Source organism: Dyadobacter sp. HNCC25DJ187 (assembly GCF_056895255.1).
The window spans coordinates 403,646-421,192 of sequence record NZ_JBXHAT010000002.1 but is presented as its reverse complement, the minus strand read 5'-3'; the positions used below and the strand labels follow the sequence as shown (position 1 = coordinate 421,192).

General features: G+C 42.3%; 15 protein-coding genes. 5 read left to right on the top strand and 10 right to left on the bottom strand.

Going from position 1 to position 17,547, the window contains the following annotated elements:
• Positions 1-4: 4 nt before the first annotated feature.
• Both AC1XUE_RS12835 and AC1XUE_RS12830 read right to left on the bottom strand, forming a co-directional pair.
• Complete coding sequence (locus AC1XUE_RS12835) at positions 5-1,264, bottom strand: hypothetical protein (protein WP_483356377.1); 1,260 nt, start codon at positions 1,262-1,264, stop codon at positions 5-7.
• A gap of 241 nt (positions 1,265-1,505) precedes the next feature.
• Positions 1,506-2,033 carry a hypothetical protein gene (locus tag AC1XUE_RS12830; protein ID WP_483356376.1) on the bottom strand — a complete coding sequence of 176 codons (528 nt, stop codon included), beginning with the start codon at positions 2,031-2,033 and terminating at the stop codon, positions 1,506-1,508.
• 182 nt (positions 2,034-2,215) lie between these two features.
• Here AC1XUE_RS12830 and AC1XUE_RS12825 point away from each other — a divergent pair, with 182 nt between their 5' ends.
• A complete protein-coding gene (locus tag AC1XUE_RS12825; protein ID WP_483356375.1) occupies positions 2,216-5,107 on the top strand; it encodes an outer membrane beta-barrel protein in 2,892 nt (963 codons plus the stop codon).
• A gap of 80 nt (positions 5,108-5,187) precedes the next feature.
• On the opposite strand, the gene AC1XUE_RS12820 is transcribed toward AC1XUE_RS12825, so the two are convergent.
• The 4 genes from AC1XUE_RS12820 to AC1XUE_RS12805 form a co-directional block, all read right to left on the bottom strand.
• On the bottom strand, positions 5,188-5,799 hold the full coding sequence (locus tag AC1XUE_RS12820; RefSeq protein ID WP_483356374.1) for a LysM peptidoglycan-binding domain-containing protein: 612 nt from the start codon (positions 5,797-5,799) through the stop codon (positions 5,188-5,190).
• Between the two features lie 83 nt (positions 5,800-5,882).
• Positions 5,883-6,371: a 5-(carboxyamino)imidazole ribonucleotide mutase gene (purE, locus tag AC1XUE_RS12815; RefSeq protein WP_483356373.1), complete on the bottom strand. Its 489-nt coding sequence runs from the start codon at positions 6,369-6,371 to the stop codon at positions 5,883-5,885.
• 52 nt (positions 6,372-6,423) lie between these two features.
• Positions 6,424-7,557: a 5-(carboxyamino)imidazole ribonucleotide synthase gene (locus AC1XUE_RS12810; RefSeq protein ID WP_483356372.1), complete on the bottom strand. Its 1,134-nt coding sequence runs from the start codon at positions 7,555-7,557 to the stop codon at positions 6,424-6,426.
• A gap of 70 nt (positions 7,558-7,627) precedes the next feature.
• The gene (locus AC1XUE_RS12805; RefSeq protein WP_483356371.1) at positions 7,628-9,688 is read right to left on the bottom strand and encodes a BatA domain-containing protein; all 2,061 of its coding nucleotides are present in this window, start codon (positions 9,686-9,688) and stop codon (positions 7,628-7,630) included.
• 308 nt (positions 9,689-9,996) lie between these two features.
• On the opposite strand from AC1XUE_RS12805, the gene AC1XUE_RS12800 reads away from it, so the two are divergent.
• The 3 genes from AC1XUE_RS12800 to AC1XUE_RS12790 all read left to right on the top strand — a co-directional run bounded on the left by AC1XUE_RS12800 (position 9,997) and on the right by AC1XUE_RS12790 (position 11,791).
• Positions 9,997-10,554: a YcxB family protein gene (locus AC1XUE_RS12800; RefSeq protein WP_483356370.1), complete on the top strand. Its 558-nt coding sequence runs from the start codon at positions 9,997-9,999 to the stop codon at positions 10,552-10,554.
• Between the two features lie 69 nt (positions 10,555-10,623).
• Entirely contained in the window at positions 10,624-11,193 is a 570-nt protein-coding gene (locus AC1XUE_RS12795) for a Crp/Fnr family transcriptional regulator (RefSeq protein ID WP_483356369.1), read from the top strand.
• A 91-nt stretch (positions 11,194-11,284) separates the two neighbouring features.
• On the top strand, positions 11,285-11,791 hold the full coding sequence (locus AC1XUE_RS12790; protein ID WP_483356368.1) for a hypothetical protein: 507 nt from the start codon (positions 11,285-11,287) through the stop codon (positions 11,789-11,791).
• Positions 11,792-11,802: 11 nt separating this feature from the next.
• Here AC1XUE_RS12790 and AC1XUE_RS12785 read toward each other — a convergent pair whose 3' ends face one another.
• Complete coding sequence (locus tag AC1XUE_RS12785; protein WP_483356367.1) at positions 11,803-12,408, bottom strand: DUF1684 domain-containing protein; 606 nt, start codon at positions 12,406-12,408, stop codon at positions 11,803-11,805.
• An 82-nt stretch (positions 12,409-12,490) separates the two neighbouring features.
• A complete protein-coding gene (locus AC1XUE_RS12780) occupies positions 12,491-13,027 on the bottom strand; it encodes a hypothetical protein (protein ID WP_483356366.1) in 537 nt (178 codons plus the stop codon).
• Between the two features lie 238 nt (positions 13,028-13,265).
• On the opposite strand from AC1XUE_RS12780, the gene AC1XUE_RS12775 reads away from it, so the two are divergent.
• Positions 13,266-13,685, top strand: a complete 420-nt coding sequence (locus AC1XUE_RS12775; protein ID WP_483356365.1) for an OsmC family protein — start codon at positions 13,266-13,268, stop codon at positions 13,683-13,685.
• 429 nt (positions 13,686-14,114) lie between these two features.
• Here AC1XUE_RS12775 and hemW read toward each other — a convergent pair whose 3' ends face one another.
• Together hemW and AC1XUE_RS12765 are read right to left on the bottom strand one after the other, a co-directional pair.
• The gene (gene hemW, locus AC1XUE_RS12770; protein ID WP_483356364.1) at positions 14,115-15,242 is read right to left on the bottom strand and encodes a radical SAM family heme chaperone HemW; all 1,128 of its coding nucleotides are present in this window, start codon (positions 15,240-15,242) and stop codon (positions 14,115-14,117) included.
• Positions 15,243-15,402: 160 nt separating this feature from the next.
• Positions 15,403-17,472: a TonB-dependent receptor gene (locus AC1XUE_RS12765; protein ID WP_483356363.1), complete on the bottom strand. Its 2,070-nt coding sequence runs from the start codon at positions 17,470-17,472 to the stop codon at positions 15,403-15,405.
• Positions 17,473-17,547: the final 75 nt, after the last annotated feature.

The window sequence follows — 17,547 nt, the reverse complement described above, 5'->3', positions numbered from 1 at the left end:
GCTATTATTTTTTAACAGGTATTGATATGTGAACAAAGTTATCATTCGAATTTTCATAAGCCTCGCGTACACCATCGATCAGATGTTCAAAAGCGAAGGTTTTACCCGGGATGGCATCCAGCATCCTATCATCCATCGTAGACATTTCTTTGTAGGTGTTGTCATAAACCAAAGGAAGTTTAAGGTCAATTGTTGCTTTGTCTTTGTAGATGTCCGAAACTTCAAGGATAATTACATGGGTATTCTTTTCCAGATACTCCTTTTCTCTTGGTTTCAGTTTCGACTTGTCCAGATCGGTGGCAAGAAGGATATTTTTAATCCTGAAATCCAGATTTTCAGACGATGTTTTCAAATGTTCATTTAGATACGCAGGTGCATTGATTGAACTGGGGAGTGTCGACAAATCCACCGCAATAGCAAATACAGCCGGATCTTTTTTCGAAGCTTTCAGCTCGGAAATTTCTTTATCTTTTGGCTGCCATTGGCCTGACTTCTCATAGGTAAAAAATGTTTGGTAATCTTCAATCGTCTTATCAAACAAACCGAAATTCAGATCGATCACAGGTTTAAAGTTATTAATGCCGGTAAGCTGTGTATTAAATTTAGCCACAAGATCTTTGTTGCCGATTACCCAAATATAGTAGGGACGCTGTTCACCGTTCAGCTTTATTTTCGCATTCTGATAGGTATAGTAATTCCCGAAAAATGCAGAGCTAAAGCCGTACAGAGACGCTGAAATATCCTGTCTTTTAAGTTTCAGAAAGGTGTTTTTTACCAGCGCTTTCAGTTCGCCTGGTGCTTTTTGCTTATTAATTTCAGGGTTTGATTTGATAACGTTGTCAGGATAAGACAAAATACAGTCCGAAACGAAAATGGAGATATCATTGGAATCCGTTTTGATGGCAATCATTTCCAGGATTTTATGCATTTCCGAGCTCTTCTCGTTAGCAACCCGGGTGGTGGAAATGTCACGGATGAAATCCTTTGTCGTCTTGGGATACAGCGTTAGGGAATCAGCCACATAATATATTTTTAATGGTCCTTTGCCGCCCAGCTCTCTTCCTTCTATATCGACCAGCAGATTAGGAATGTCTTTTACAAACTCGGTCGGACCATTGAAATAGCCTGCCATACTCGCCGACGTTTCCATGAAAAAATTGACATTACCTATTTGTTTCTCTGGTACTGCTACCTCTTTGGACGGTTTTGTTTTGCAACTGTATATACTGATGAGAAAAGGTATCAAGAAAAGATATTTCTTCATGTAAAGTAAATGTTGGTTTAAGGATAACTGGTCAACAATATATAAATATTTGTCGAGTGCTACGGCTTTTTCCTCGGTTAGCACCCGGCTTACAGAATAAACGTACTTTTTGGACCAAATAACCTAAATTTTGTAAAGAATAATCTTGCGACCTATTGAAGTAAACTAACAGACACATATCTCACCGCTCCGGAATCCAGCGCCTGCACCTTCACCCAGCCTCTAACTGATTTCAGTTTTATTAATAAATCCCCATGGTTGAGCTTTTGAAGAATCTCGATTTTGTATTGAACTGTTTCCTCAAATTTGCGGAAGCCGCAGTAATACGTACAAAATCAGCATTATCAGGAATTTCGAGCACAAAGGTTTCCTTTTCCTCTCGGATAGATGTATTTTTACCGGCAACGGATTTTTGCAGATTATAGCGTTTCACCGAGGGACTACCTGTACGAACGGCATGCGCATGACTGAAGGAAATAGCTTTTGCCGGCCGGTAAGTTTTAGGGGATGGACTTCTTCTTACAATTGCGCGGGGTGAATAACACACGCAGGTGCCACCGCCTTTACAATATCCGAACCTGGAACAGTTGGTACAGATTCTACAATAGTCACTACCCTCACATTTACCGAGTAAATGATGAAAATCAAAAACATTAACCTTGTACACAGCATAGGAGGATAAAGAAATTCCCAGCAGGGAGAGCAGTACGAATTTTTTATGTTGAGGGTGATCGGGATAAATATAATAATAATGACCGATTTTATGCAAATCCGGTTTTTTAAAAATTCATAGACTCTGAATCACTTCAGATAGATCTTTTTCTATCGGCAACAAATGTCAAATCGTCGGTTAAAAATGCCGAACTGTCGATGTTTTTATATGTTTATATCTGTCGATTAAACTTTCTTTCAAAAACCTTCTCTAACCCTGCAGAAACCTTTACAATAACCATGAAAAGATTATTAACTCTTCTTCTATTTGTGATTTGCAGCGGCTACTCTGCATCTACACACGCACAAAATGTACAGATAACTGGTACGGTTATCGACAGTACAGACAAAAGTCCGGTAGTGGGCGCTTATGTAGCACTGAGCCGTGATACTCCTGATGCAAAACCCGAATATGTAACCACAGATGAAAAGGGAAGATTCTCTTTCAAAGGGCTCATGCAAAAAACAGCCTACCAAATCAGGATATCCTATCTGAGTTATAACGATATGATGAAAAAGGTGACTCTGGAGTCTGATGACCAGAATCTGGGTACTTTCGAGCTGACAGAAGCAGTGGCCAATTTAAAGGAGGTAAAGGTCGTCGGACAGGTGACAGCCATGGAGCAAAAGGGTGATACCACCCAGTTTAACGCAGCTGCATTTAAAACCAATCCTGATGCCACAACGGAGGATCTGATTCAGAAAATGCCCGGCATTACTGTGACCAACGGTACGGTGACTGCGCATGGCGAGACAGTCAACCGGGTATTGGTTGATGGCAAACCCTTTTTCGGTGAAGATGCAGCGTTGACACTTAAATCCCTGCCCGCGGAAATCGTTGACAAAATTGAAGTTTTTGATAAACTTAGCGATCAGGCCCAATTTACTGGTTACGACGATGGAAATGCGCAAAAAACGATCAATATTGTAACCAAAGCAGACCGCAAGGTAGGCCAGTTTGGAAAAATGTTTGCCGGATATGGGCTGGATAATCGTTACCAGGCTGGCGGAAATGTCAGCTATTTCAAAGGCGATCAGCGTATATCACTGATCGGTCTGAGTAATAATATCAATAATCAGAATTTTTCCAGCCAGGATCTGCTGGGTGTGACAGGCAGCGGAGGAGGAGGTTTCGGGGGCCGGGGAGGCGGTGGAAGTTCGAATAACTTTATGGTAGGAGGGCAAAGCGGTATCACAAGTACCAATTCGATAGGTCTGAACTATTCAAATAAATTCGGAACAAAGGTTGATGTAACGGGTAGCTATTTTTTCAATCGAACCAATAATACCAACGACCAGACTACCCAACAGGAATATTTCCTGCAAGGTGTAGGCGGAAATCAATTCTATAACGACACCAGCCGTACATCCAGTACAAACATGAATCACCGTGTGAATTTCCGGGTCGAATACAACATCAACAAAAACAATACACTTATTGTAACCCCGCGATTGAGCTTTCAGGATAACCATTCTGCAAGTATGAAAGTAGGATTAACAAGCCTTGCTGATGGCAGCCTGCTGAACAGTGCTGATATTAACCGGAATAATAAAACCAACGGATATAATTTCGGAAATGACATTTTGTACCGCCATGCCTTCGCAAAAAGGGGCCGTAGCATCTCTCTGAATGTGAACACACAAATGAATGATCGTAGTGGGGTGGGACGACTATATTCAAAAAACCTCTATTTTAACAATCTCGAGATGCCCGGCGATACGATCAATCAGGAAAATCTGACGAGTTCTGACGGAACCACATTGGGGACAAATCTTATTTATACCGAACCAATGGGCAAAAGCGGACAGCTGCAACTGAACTATAATTTTACATTAAGTAACAGCAATTCGGCTCGGGAAACCTATAATCTGAATTTTGACGACAATTCATACGCCAACTTAGATACCTTGTTGACTAACAATTTTGATAATCGTTACACGACAAACAGAGCCGGAATTTCGTACCGGTTGAGAAAGAATGAATGGACGAGTAATCTGGGAATTGATTTTCAGAATGCCAATTTGTACAGCCAGCAGCTGGCACCCAGAAACGCAACAGTCGATCAGTCATTTACCAATATCTTACCTAACTTAATGGTGATGTACCGGTCCAAATCCGGTACGCAGTTCCGGGCATTTTTCCGAAGCTCAACAAATCAGCCTTCGATTACGCAGCTTCAAAATGTCGTTGATAACAGCAATCCGCTATCTCTTACGGCAGGTAATGCTAGTCTGAAACAAGAATACCGCAATAACCTGAATGTTCGCTATTCACTGGCTGGCGCGAACCGGCCTTATAGTTTGAACGCTATGATTTTTGTAACGCAGACCAACAACGCGATTGTGAATTCGACTTTCATCGCGCAGCAACAGACAACGCTGCCTAATGGTATTGTACTCGAAGAGGGGGCAAGACTCACATCGCCCATCAATGTGGATGGCAGCTGGAATGCACGTTCGCTGATTGCCTATGGAAAACCGATCGCTCCTTTGAAACTAAATGTTAACCTGAATACAGGGTTTAACTATGTGCGCTCCCCGGGTGTGATCAACAATGTGTCTAACTTCTCAAATACTTATGCTGTTTCACAGGGTTTGGTGGTAAGCAGCAATATCAGTGAAAATCTGGATTTTACGCTATCCTATTCAGGTAATTACAATATTGTACGTAATACAATCCAGCCTCAAATGAACAATAACTATTACACTTCTGGCATTAGCGGACGTGTGAATTGGATTTTTGGAAAAGGATTTGTAGTGCAGACAGACGTAAACAACCAGTCGTACCGTGGGTTAGGTGAAGGCTACAATCAGAACTTTACGCTCTGGAATGCAAGCGTGGGTAAAAAATTCCTGAAAAACAATGCAGGCGAACTGAAGCTAACCGTCTTTGACATACTCAAACAGAATAACAGCATTTCCCGGAATGTAACAGAGACTTACGTGCAGGATATGACCAGCCAGGTACTTACGCAATACGCCATGCTCACATTTACATACACACTTAGAAATTTTGGCAAAATGCCTGCTCCTACAAACCGTAGAGGTTTCGACGGGCCGGGAGGCACTCCTGGTGGTGGCTTTCCGGGAGGTGGTAATCGTGGATCGGGTGGTGGAGGAAGAGGATTCTAATCATGTACTGATTTAAAAAAAATGGGATCGCGATTTAGTCGCGATCCCATTTTTTATTGATTCAAATTTAAACCTATGCGTTATTTTTTCTGAGGGAATGGAATGATCAGTTTTTCACCCCTTTCCGAAAAATCTTTTGATTTCCCATTGGCCTTCATGATAGCATCTTTAGTCACACCATGCTTTTCAGCTACTACACGAAGTACGTCACCAGGCCCTACAGTATGAATGGTTTTTACCTGAACTTTTAACTTGGTGGTTCCGGCTTTTACGTCCGATACGGAGGAATTTAAACCTTTCAGCGTTTCGAGCTTGAGATTGTAACGCGACGCAATACTTGAGAAAGTTTCGCCGCTTTTCACACTATGTGTAATTTGCTGACCTCCTATGGATGAAGCAGAAATTTCTTTTACTTTTTCCGTTGCCTTCTCTTTTTCTTTTACCGGTTCAGTGCGCTCAGCGCTTGTAATAGGCTGGGGTTCTTCTGTTGGTTCTGCAGTTTCGGTTTCCGGATTAGGGTCAACCACTACTGATGTAAGCTCTTCAGAATTGGAGGAGCTATCAGAAATATATTCGTAGCCAACATAAAGCATTGCCAGAACAAGAAGGACAAGTACCGATAAAGTGATTATTGGGAGGTTCGATTTTTCAACCGGACGTACATTTCTTTTCTTTGGGAATTCGTCTTCCATTGCTAACAGGCAGTTCTATTTTTTGTGGTTGTACTATTACAAAGTGATGGTATTTACTTTACGAAAATAGTAAAGCGCCTCTATTAATCAATCAGATTTTTTAATTCTGAGTTCATCACAGCAACTTTCTCCTTAAGTCCGGACTTAAAGGCATCCAATCTTTCCGCCGTTTGCGGATCACTTGCTCCGATAATCTGTGCTGCAAGAATTCCGGCATTACGGGCGCCATTGAGAGCTACCGTTGCTACCGGCACACCCGACGGCATTTGCAGGATAGACAAGACTGAATCCCATCCATCAATCGAGTTGCTGGAAAGAACCGGAACACCAATGACAGGCAGAGAGGTAAGAGAAGCAACCATACCGGGCAAATGCGCCGCGCCACCTGCACCTGCTATAATCACTTTCAGGCCTCGCGTGCGCGCTGATGCACCATACTCCATCATTCTCTCCGGCGTGCGATGAGCTGAAACAATTTCCATTTCAAACGTAATACCGAGTTCTTTTAGTGCATCCGCAGCTTCCTGCATCACCTTTCTGTCCGAAAGGCTGCCCATGATAATTCCAACCATTTATATTTCTGTTTTAGAGTGAAAGAGTATCAGCAGTTCTCCATTTGCTATATCACGACCTGCTGATCACCTTGATGTTTTTTGTAACGTATGCTACCTTTTCCTTTAACGCGCTGATGTTTTCGTCCATGAGGGTAATATGGCCCATTTTTCTGAAAGGTTTGGTGATGGCTTTCCAGTAGAGAAACGGAAATACTTCGGGCGTCGCCAATAGCTTTTCCATCCCCTGGTATTCAGCTGGACCTTCGAATCCGGCTTCACCAAGCAAATTCACCATCGCTGACGGGCCGTATGCTTTGGTACTTCCCAAAGGCAAGTCCAGAATGGCGCGCCAGTGCTGTTGGTATTGAGAGGTCACATTTGCCTGAATGGTATGGTGACCGCTATTGTGCGGGCGGGGGGCAACCTCATTGATCAGCACTTCACCTTCAGGAGTTAAGAAAAGTTCCACCGCCAGCAAGCCTACAACCTGAAATGCCTCAGCGGTTTGTCGTGCTATCTGCTGTGCTTTTTGGTTTATGTCTTCTGAAATTTCTGCAGGAGCAAAAAGATATTCTACCAGATTCAGTTCAGGATGAAAAACCATCTCGACCGTAGGGAAGGTCATCACCTCTCCTGATGGGTTTCGGGCCACGATTACCGCCAGCTCTTTTTCAAAAGGAACTGCTTTTTCCAATAGCCCGGGTTGATCAAACGCTTTGTCAAGATCCGCTTCTGATCCGATCCGCTGTACCCCGCGACCATCGTATCCGTCACGACCCAGCTTATGAAAAGCAGGAAGAAAGTCCAGATGTTCGCGTACCGAAGCGCGGTTGTCTGTCAATATAAAATCAGCAGTAGGAAGACCTTTGTCTGTATAAAAAACCTTTTGGATTCTTTTATCCTGAATCTGGCGAATGACCGAAGGTTGGGGGTATACTCGTTTACCTTCTGATTCGAGCTTTTCCAGCGCTTCTACATTAACCTTTTCAATCTCTATGGTAATGACGTCGAGATCTTTTCCAAATTGATAGACCGTGTCGAAATCTTGTAGTGAGCCCTGCGTAAATTGTGGGGCAATGCTGCGGCAGGGAGCCTCTGCATCGGGATCTAAAACATGAATATCAAGATTCCAGTCGATAGCGGCTTGCAGGAGCATGAGTCCCAGCTGGCCACCACCAAGAATTCCTATTCTGGATGAAAGCATTTATAAATAAAATAATGTTTGGTACAAAGTTGGGGTAAAAAGTGATAAACAGAAAGCCGTATCCGTTTTTTTACTTTTTAAACCTTATTAAAAGTACTTCAACCAAAAGAAAGAATAGTGCTACATACAAAAAGTACTTCCACAAACTTGTTCCCAGGTTTTGTTGCTGAAACTCTTTGGCAAAGGCATCATCGTTCAAACTGTCAAAAACCTGAACGTTCTTCTGACCGGCAAAAGCAGCTTTTAATTCCTCAGGAGAATAGTACTCCAGTTTGGATTCATTGTTATTGTGATTCAAAGCAATAACCTGTAGCACCTGTTTATCTTTGATCAGCTCAAAATAGCCGGCCTGAAGACTTTCTCCTAATTGGTCGCCCTGAGGAATTTCCAGTAGAAGTTGATTGCCTGCCACACGCTGCACGGGGATAATTTCTGTTTTGTCACGTTTTAGTTTAAATGTTGTATTTGGCGTCACCGTGTCTAAATGCAACGCAATGGGATTTTCATCAAAAGTGAAAGCTGTTCTTTGAGCACGCACACTCATGGCAGCCATTTTATACATCACAGGAACAAAAATAGCATGCTGTGCCATAGTGCTGAATTCATTCTGAAACGGGGAAGCGAACAGATAAACCTTCCCCTTTCCTTGTGTAAGACGCGTCAGATAGGGTTGCCCGTTCCTTAGACCAAGCAATTGCTGTCCTGATGAAGGCCAGGACCACACCGGCGAGGCAGAAGGCAAACTCAGATTGGTTTCCTGACGAACAGACTCTTCAAAAACATCACTGAAAAACGGATTGTTACGATCAGGAGCAGTCATGGGTAGCTGCTCCTGAGATGGACTCTTGTTTACAGACAACCCGTTAACGCCAAAGCCACGCAGTAAATTCTGGTAACTGTTAGGGTCGGGCTGAGAGGGTGGGATGATGGATACGCTTCCGCCTGTGTTAATGAATGCAATCAATTCCTGAATAAGCGTACCGCCCGGTTGCTGCAGACCTTCGAGCACTACCATATCTGCATCTTTCACCATACCAGGATCAAGATTGTTTACACTGTAACTTTTTAGAGAAAATAAGCTGTCATTGGCATAAACATTCTGAATGTGATTGTCCGGATTTTGCTGGCCATAAATATGTACTACCCTTATTTTTGGTGAAGCATTCAAGACAAAATAATAGTTATTGTCAAAGGTTACAGGGAAATCGTCAAAAGTAATTAATCCTTTTTTGTAGCCTTTGCCCGTCAGACTGAAGTTGAATTGAGCCGTGGCTGAGCCTCCTGCCGGTACAGTAACAGAAGCGGTAGAAGCCTGCGTATTGTCCAGCGTGAGTTTAAGCACTACATTTTTGGCAGTTTCTTTTCCTGCATTACTCACTTTTACAAAAAGTACATTGTTTTGCAACTCTCTGATGAAAGGCGTACTCAGCCATGCGGAATCTACATAGACATTTTTTTCAGCTATTGTTTGTACCGGGACAAGAAAAAGTTGATTGGTTGTATCAATTTTAAGGTCAGCCACATTGCCTGTAGTGCTTTTCTGAAAATCCGAAAACCAGAAAAGCTGATTTTTGCCCGACCTTTGATGTCGGGCAATCAAGTTCTGCTGTCGTTTGTATACATCTTCCAGCGTTCTGGGTGTATGGGAAAGTCTTACCGAGGTAAGTAAGTCGCGGATTTTCTCGGCCCGATAAAGTGCTTGCTCCTGCGCTGAAAAGTCGTTGGTGACGAGTTGAAGAGAAGTCGCATTTTTGAACAACCCAAGCAGATCACTCAAATGACCGGTAGCAAGATCGATGTATCGTTTTGAATTCACCTCATTTTGCATGCTCATTGAGTTGTCAAGATAAAGACTTGTAACTCCTTTTTGCTGTGTTGACGAAGCGTTTTTGCCGGGTAGATAAGGTTGTGCAAATGCAAATGCCAAACAGGCTATAGCCAATATCCTGGCCGCCATAATGAGCCAATGTTTTATTTTTCTGACCGACCTGGTTTGTGTATCTACCGCTTTCAGGAAAGCTACATTGGTAAAGAATACACGTTTTGTACGCCGGAAATTGAAAATATGTACAGCTATGGGAATGGCTATGGCAAGCAAACCCCAAAGAAATCCAGGGAACAAAAAATTCATTATGGGCAGGATAGTTAAAGTGCTTATTTGCTTTCGGCTGTCAGCAATCGGCTGTTGGCAATCGGACTGAACGTGCACCAATACTGATGGGCTCCTTTAAATAAAGTGCTGAAAGCTGATGGCCGAAAGCAGAAAGCGGTATTATCGCAAATTACACTAAATTATGGTAACTGCTTTTTATTTCAAATGCTTTCTGCATAAGTCAGATGCTTTTTTCTAACTTTGCACTTCATTTTAGCGTCGTTGAGCCTGTAGTGATACTGACAACTGCTGACAATAAAGAAACTGCTTAATTTTTATTTAGAATTATGGCCAAAGTATCGGTGAACAAACACCAGCCTGTTTATCAAATGCCTACGAATCCGGCGGCGGTTCGTACTAAGAAGTATGCCTTGCCGACCAAGAAGTACATCACCCTTGCCATGCGTTATTTTTTTAAAACGCAGATCAAATGGGTATTGGTACCCGTTGCGCTTATTTTAATCAACGCTATTCTTGGAATTACAGACGTGTATCCTAATTATTGGGTATACATTACAGTTTTTGTAGGTACCCTGCTGTACATCCTTTTTTGGGTGATCCAGTTCACCGGCATTACCCAGCTTGCGCAGTATAAGCCTATGTTTGAAAAATTCTCTTATGAATTCGACAACCGTCAGATTTTGATGAAGCTGAACCACAAAGAGGGAAACATCATGAAGTGGGAGCAAATTCTGGAAGGATATAAAGACAAAGATGCTTATGTTCTTGTGATCTCAAAGGGACAGTTTGTATATCTTCCCTTTTCGATCTTTACGTCTGAACACGACATCAAGGTTTTTGAGCGTATCCTCAAACAAAAGGAACTGCTGAAAGCAGAAAAATAAAGAAATTGAAAACCCGGTTTATGCCGGGTTTTTTGTTAGCCTATACTTTGGATTGTAATCACTTTGTTCATGAACGCATTTTTACGTTATCTCAATGGTTTTACTCCATTAACCGGAGATGTGCAGGAGGCAATATCAAAGATTACTATCAGAAGAGAAATTAAGGCAGGGGAGTTGCTGTTCGACCAGGGCAATATCTGTAAAGAATTTCATTTTCTGGAATCCGGCATCGCCAGGGTGTTCTACTATAAGGATGGTAAGGAAGTAACTGCATGGTTTGCTTCTGAAGGACAGATTGCCAGTGCAATAGATAGCCTTTTCAGTGGAAAACCTTCATTTTACAACATTCAGCTGACCGAAGATTCTACATTATGGAGTCTGCAGTTCGATAAGATTGAACCGGTGTTTGAGCAGTTTCCAATCGTAGAGCGCTTGGGCAGACTGATGATCACACATAACTACTTGTTGCTGGATGAGCGTATGAAGTTGTTCGCATTTTGCAGTGCGGAGGAAAGATATGAAAAGCTATTGGCTCAGATTCCGGATATCGCACAGCGCATGAAGCTGGGTTATATCGCATCCTATTTGGGGATTTCTCAGGAGCATTTGAGCAGGATCAGATCAGCGTTTAAAAAATAATATGTGAAAATGCGATTTTGATAATTGTCAAAGCGAATGTATATCCTTATGGTTACCTTTGATTCATCATATACAACAGATCTCTGTACACATGCAACGATTCGCCTACTTGTTATTCGCTGTTATCACTTTGGCAGGCTGTAAAGAAAAATCTTCCGTAGAGCCTAATTTAAAAACGGATGCCACGAGCCTTCAACAGGCTTTCGAGAGAGAAAACAGTCTTACAGTTTTTAATCAAACATTCAAAGATACAGTTCAGCTAAGGTGGGAAGCGCAATGGGACAGTAATGTTGTGGAAAGGGTAAATGACAGCATACAGGTAGCCTACATTCCACTGATACCAGGCATTTTTAGTTTAAATTCAGGTAAAAAAATTCCTAATTCTAACGTTCAGGGTTACAGTAATTATATTGTGATCCGCGTTGGCAGACACTACAGAAATTATCTCGCGACCTATTTTGATAGTCAGATACTAAATGCACCTGTTGATCGCAGTAATTTTTCGGGCACAGTCGTATTCAGGAACTTGCAAACGAATGTGAATGTCGTGACTGAATACGAAAACGGACAGCACGTTAAAGGCTGGAAAATAGAGTGAGGCTACTTCTCTTAGTGCTTCTTCATAAAGTTCTTCTCGCCCGCTGCAATTGATATCATGAGTACATTATCCTTCGGTGGGATCGGGCAATTAAAGCCTTCACTATAGGCGCAGTAGGGGTTATAAGCCTTATTGAAATCCAGCATACATGTACCGTCCTTTATTTCTGTTGTTTTCAGATCCAGATATCTACCACCTCCATATGTCGTTTTGCCACTGGTTCTATCTTTGAAAGGGACAAAAAGATAATCCTTATATTGAGGAAGCGTTTCAAGTCCCAGACTTCGATACACATACAGCTTATGGCGTCTGCCGTCAATTTTAAAGCGAAGTACACCATATTGCACGAATGTTTTCTGAGCACCACTAAAGGTTGGCATGCCAAATGGCCTGTTATGACGAGTCCTTTCAAAACTTGCTTTTACCTGAAACGTAGAATCCGGTGCATAGAATTGAAGATATTTCAAATCGTCCTTGCTGAGCGGAGAATTAGGTGTTTTTGTAACCTCTTCGCGATACTTATCGCGGTAGTCATCGGTATGCCTGGCAAATTCCTGCGCCATCAAAGGGCAGGAAAAGCCAAGAGCTATCAGAGATATGTGAAGAAGTTTTTTCATTGAGTTTTAAAAAAATCCGGTAGCCAAAACTACCGGATCAGTTATGTGTCTCAATGTTAAAAAATTAGTGCCAGCACTACAATTATTGTGCACTTAATTTTTGGATTTTCGAATCATCAAGATTGAAATATTTCTTCACTGCTTCATAATCGTTGTAATCAACTCCTGGTCCTGATTTTCTTGTAGTCCAGTCTGACGGAAGGACCACCACGCGGAATGTCTGATTCTGGGTGACTGTTGAGGACAATGTGGAAAGATTTATGTTTGTTGGCGCATCGATAAACACAGTAAAGTCGGCAGGAGTAAAATCAAAATTGTAGACGATCCCTCTCGGCATATCTATCGCCTGTGGCATCAGTCTCCAAATCGGAGTATTTCCGTCAACATCCCAAAGTATGTAGGCAAGTACGATGTCTGAGTCCAGAACAGTAGCACTGGCAGAGGTAAACGGACGGCGAATCTGCCAGTCGTTTCCTGCATTAAAGTTTACGTTTTCAATTTCAAACGTCTGGCCGATTTCACCATTTACACCAGCTGGCCCTTCGGGGCCACGTGGGCCGGTGCAGCTTTGAAACAAAACGCCGATTGCGAATATGAAAGGAATAAGAAGCTTTTTCATGATGTAATAGATAAAAGTGATTTAAATTTTAATTTTCGGTTTGATTCAAAGGCGTCCCTCAGGTTTAATCTTAAGAAGAACGTTAACGATTCATTAACTAAATGGATGCCGGATGCGCTGTATTGGTTGCTTCGGCACAACTTTAATAATTAATTAATTTGCGTAGAACATCGTTCCATCGTACTTTAACTGCAATAGAACGTTAAAACAATTCATTATTTTAAAAAAGATAAAAAAAATGATTAATCGTAAAGCAACAGCCGTTTGGAAAGGCACTGGTAAAGAAGGTACTGGTACTATCAGCACACAGAGCACAGTTCTGGAAAATACCCAATATTCTTTCAATACCCGTTTTGCTGAGGGTAAAGGCACAAATCCCGAAGAGCTTATAGCAGCAGCTCACGCAGGATGTTTTGCAATGAAACTAAGCTTCGAGTTGAACGCAGCCGGGTTTACCGCTGATGAGTTGAATGCAACTGCCACCGTATCATTGGATCCGTCCAAAGGACAGGTTACAAAAAGTCATATCGATCTTAAGGCGCAAATTCCAGATATTACTGCAGAAAAATTTGCTGAGATAGCAGAGAAAGCAAAAAAGGAATGTCCGATATCGCAGCTTTTGAATGCTGAGATCTCATTGAACGCAGAATTGGCGTAAGACAAGCGCGAAGTATTTCACGGAGGATGGGTTTAAGAACTCATCCTTTTTTATTGTGCTGGTTCCATATGCAGGGCACCTTGTCTTGAGAATGTTATTGATTTACAGGTTGTATAAGCTTTGCTGCCTGGATTTCGACAAGCTCAGTCTGACAAGATCTTGGATGTGGCGTAGTTACAGCTCAGGGCCGATTTATACAAGGCGCAGAGCGCCATAATATTTGTAGAAAACCTGTCCCGTTTAGTGTATGGAAGGTGCAGCGCACCGAAATAATACACGGATAATTTCCAGTTAATTAGAGGTTAGCTTACTTGTGATTTCGACAAGCTCAATATGACAGGGTATTGGATTTAACCTATTGATTACGAAATGATTAGTCTGTAAATATCCAGACTTAATTCGCGTTATTCAGAATCGCAAGTGATCTTTTCAATCTTCTATAAAAAGATCACTTGCGATTCGGTCTGCGAAGAGTTTGCCTGCATGCGTTAACAGAATTGTATCATTTTGTACAGTGATCCAATCCTTATTGATCAATTCCTGCAAAGATGAAGAGCTTTCAGATGCGAACCTATCTGCTGACAAAACACCCAGCTTTTTTACGTCAACACCCCATTTTGTTCTTAATCCCGTCAACAAGTATTCATTGGTTATATCTGCCACGGATAGCAGTTCCTGTGTGGCTGGTATTGTTCCGTTTGATATAGCTGCCAGGTATTTGCTATTATTAGCAATGTTGTATTCCCGGCTTAATCCATTGTAGGAATGTGCACTAGGGCCAACGCCCAGGTAGGGGCGCTGTTTCCAGTAAGAGCTGTTATGCCTGCTATACTGATCATTGCGTGCGAAATTGGAAATTTCATACTGCTCAAATCCATTTTCAGCCAGTGACGCGACCAGGGTTTCAAATTGTTGTGCTGCAAATTCTTCATCAATAGGCTTAATCTTCTTTTTCTTCAGCCAGGATCCGAATGCAGTTTGAGGTTCAATGGTGAGGCAATAGGCTGAAAGGTGACTGACACCGAGACTTACGGCTTTTTGAATATCACTTTCAAGGATCTCGTGATTTTCAGCAGGAATAGCATAAATGAGATCAACGGAAATGTTATTGATTCCCAATTGTTGTGCTTCTTTTACACATTGTTCTCCTTCAGATGCAGAATGAATCCGATTCAAATGCTGCAGATGTGGCTGGTGAAATGACTGGATTCCAATGCTGAGCCGGTTGATTCCCGCATCTGCAAGTTGCTTTAGTTTAGCTTTGTTCAAATCATCAGGATTGGCCTCCAAGGTAATTTCTGCATGATCCATTACATCATAATGATCTTTGATTGTTCCCATCAGTAAATCCAGCTCCCGCTTGTCAAGCAAAGAAGGCGTGCCGCCACCAAAGTAGATGGTTTCCAGTCTTGTAGAGGTAAGATATGGTCGGCGCATTACCAATTCCTTGGCTATTGCATCTACAATGGCGGCCTTATTGTTCGTATTGGTACTAAAATGAAAATCACAATAATGGCAGGCCTGGGTACAAAAGGGTATATGGAGGTAGAGATGCAAAATGAATTAAGAATTAAGAATTAAGAATTAAGAATTAAGAATTAAGAATTAAGAATTAAGAATTAAGAATTAAGAATTAAAATAGACTTCAAAAGATTCCATTCTTCTCATATTTAGCGCTGAATCACTACTTTCATTATTGATTTTTCATTCCTAATTTTTAATTGACTTTTCCCCATTCCCAGCCCAGCTTAATGCCCGCCCATAGATTGTCCTTTGGCGCGGCGTTGTAATAACGGTTACCAAATGCATTCAGGTCAAAACCCAGGCTGTATATGCCCGCATTTACTTTTTCAGCAGATACTGAAAACTCGCTGTATAGGTGTCCACCCCAGCTTCTCCTCCATACAGCTCTTGCTGTCCACTGATGGTAAGGCGTGTTTTTAACTGTATTCGCGTCATTCAGGAACATGGCGCTGCCATGCTGGTAGGTAGCAAATAGGGAGAAACCATATTTGAGCAACACATCCAAACCGCTGTTTTGACTGAATCTTGGAACGCCAGGCAAAAACTTGCCGCTAATATTATTTTCACCCTGTGAAAGTTCGCGGAAAGTATAGTTTGTCCATGTTCCCGAATTCCAAAGTTTAAAAGTAAGAGGAGCCGAGGAGTTGGTTAGAAAGTCGTAAGATAAATTCCATTCTAACCCATTTTGTCTGGTTTTACCGGCATTCACAAAGTACTCTGAGCCTGACTCATCCGATCTGCGTACAATTGTTTCTCTCAATCCGAAGCTGTATACGCCAATTTCTGCCGAAAAGTTTTTATCCATTTTCCGAATGCTCAGTTCCGAATTTACGCCTTTTTCCGCGTTCAGATCACGGCGAAATCCACCTGCGGATGGCCTTACTTCCTGAAGGGTAGGAGGTGAGAAGCCACCGCTATAGGACGCTGTAATGGCCCATGTCTTGTCAATCACTTTATTGAGTGCAATTCTTGGAACGAAAACGCCTTCGAACGAACGGCTTTCATCGCTATCGGGCAATGGGAAATAGCGCTCGTAATTGTATTTGAAGCTGTTGTAACTCAGCCCCGCTGTTGCAGTCAGATCTTTGAAAAGAACTGCTTCCACCTGGCTGAATACTGATAGGGAAGTAGTACGGATATCCTCAGCTGTTTGCTGCTTATCGGTAACGCCGCCTTTATTATCGTAATTTCTTTGTGCTGATTTGCTATACTGCCATTCAAATCCGCTGTTCCAGCTGGTTTTTACCTGCCGTAGTTGCCCAGTGTACTGCCAGATGTTTCTGCCACCGATACCTTGCTCATCGCGTTTTTCAAAATTGGAAATAAATGGGTTGGCAAAATCAGTTGTGGTTAAATAAAGTGCATTAGACTGAGACCATTTATCCGAAATGTTGAGTACATAATTTCCGCCTAATAGCGCCATTTTGGTGTAAATGCCTGCTCGTTGCGCTTCACTGCCTGGCAAGGCAGACGTGGAGGGCCTGGCCAGTTTAGGATTGGTTTGAAACTGTGCCAGATTCAACCCGCCAGGTGTTTGATAATGGATATCCGAATACATGCCAAGCAGATTCAAGGTCCCCTTTGTTCCAAGCTTTCCTGTAGATGAAAAACGGATGGCATCTCTCCCCATCGCACTGTGATTTCTGAAGCCGTCTTGTTCCGTATTGCCATACTGTATCGTAATGCCTCCTACCTGAAGCATCGTATTTCTACTTTGGAATCCATACTTACCCAACCCAACGCTCTGTTCAACCCTATTGAGATTTGTATCTGTGGCACTTCTTAACAGGACTACTCCGCCGGTTCCGGCGCCATAAATGCTGCTGGCTGGTCCTTTGATGATCTGCATGCTTTGTACAGAATTGTAATCCAATGTGTTAAGAGGCGTGTTGCCGCTTGCATCCGTGAATGGTATGCCGTTCCAGTAAAATTTTACATTTCTGATACCGAAAGGCGATCTGAGCATACTTCCACGAATTGAAAATCTATAGCTTCCCGGTGAGCGCTCTTCCATGCGTACACCTGCTATCGTATTTACCGAGTTAGTCCAGCTCATCTCAGAAAAGCGTTCAAGCGCACGGGCATTGATCACTCCTACCGAAGCCGTAGTGGATAAGGCTGTGGCTTTTGACTCAAAAGCATTGATGGTGACTTCACTGAGTTGTTTGATACTTGCAGAGTCGGACTGGGCCAGTGAGTTTTTGCTTGTAAAAGAAATCAAAGCAACCAAAAAGCAATTGGTCAGGTAAAATTTTTGCATCATTTTGTGCCGTCAAAAAGATTGTTAAGTAAGAGTTTAAGGTTTTGTAAAGGTATTATAAAAATGCCGTAGGAGTTA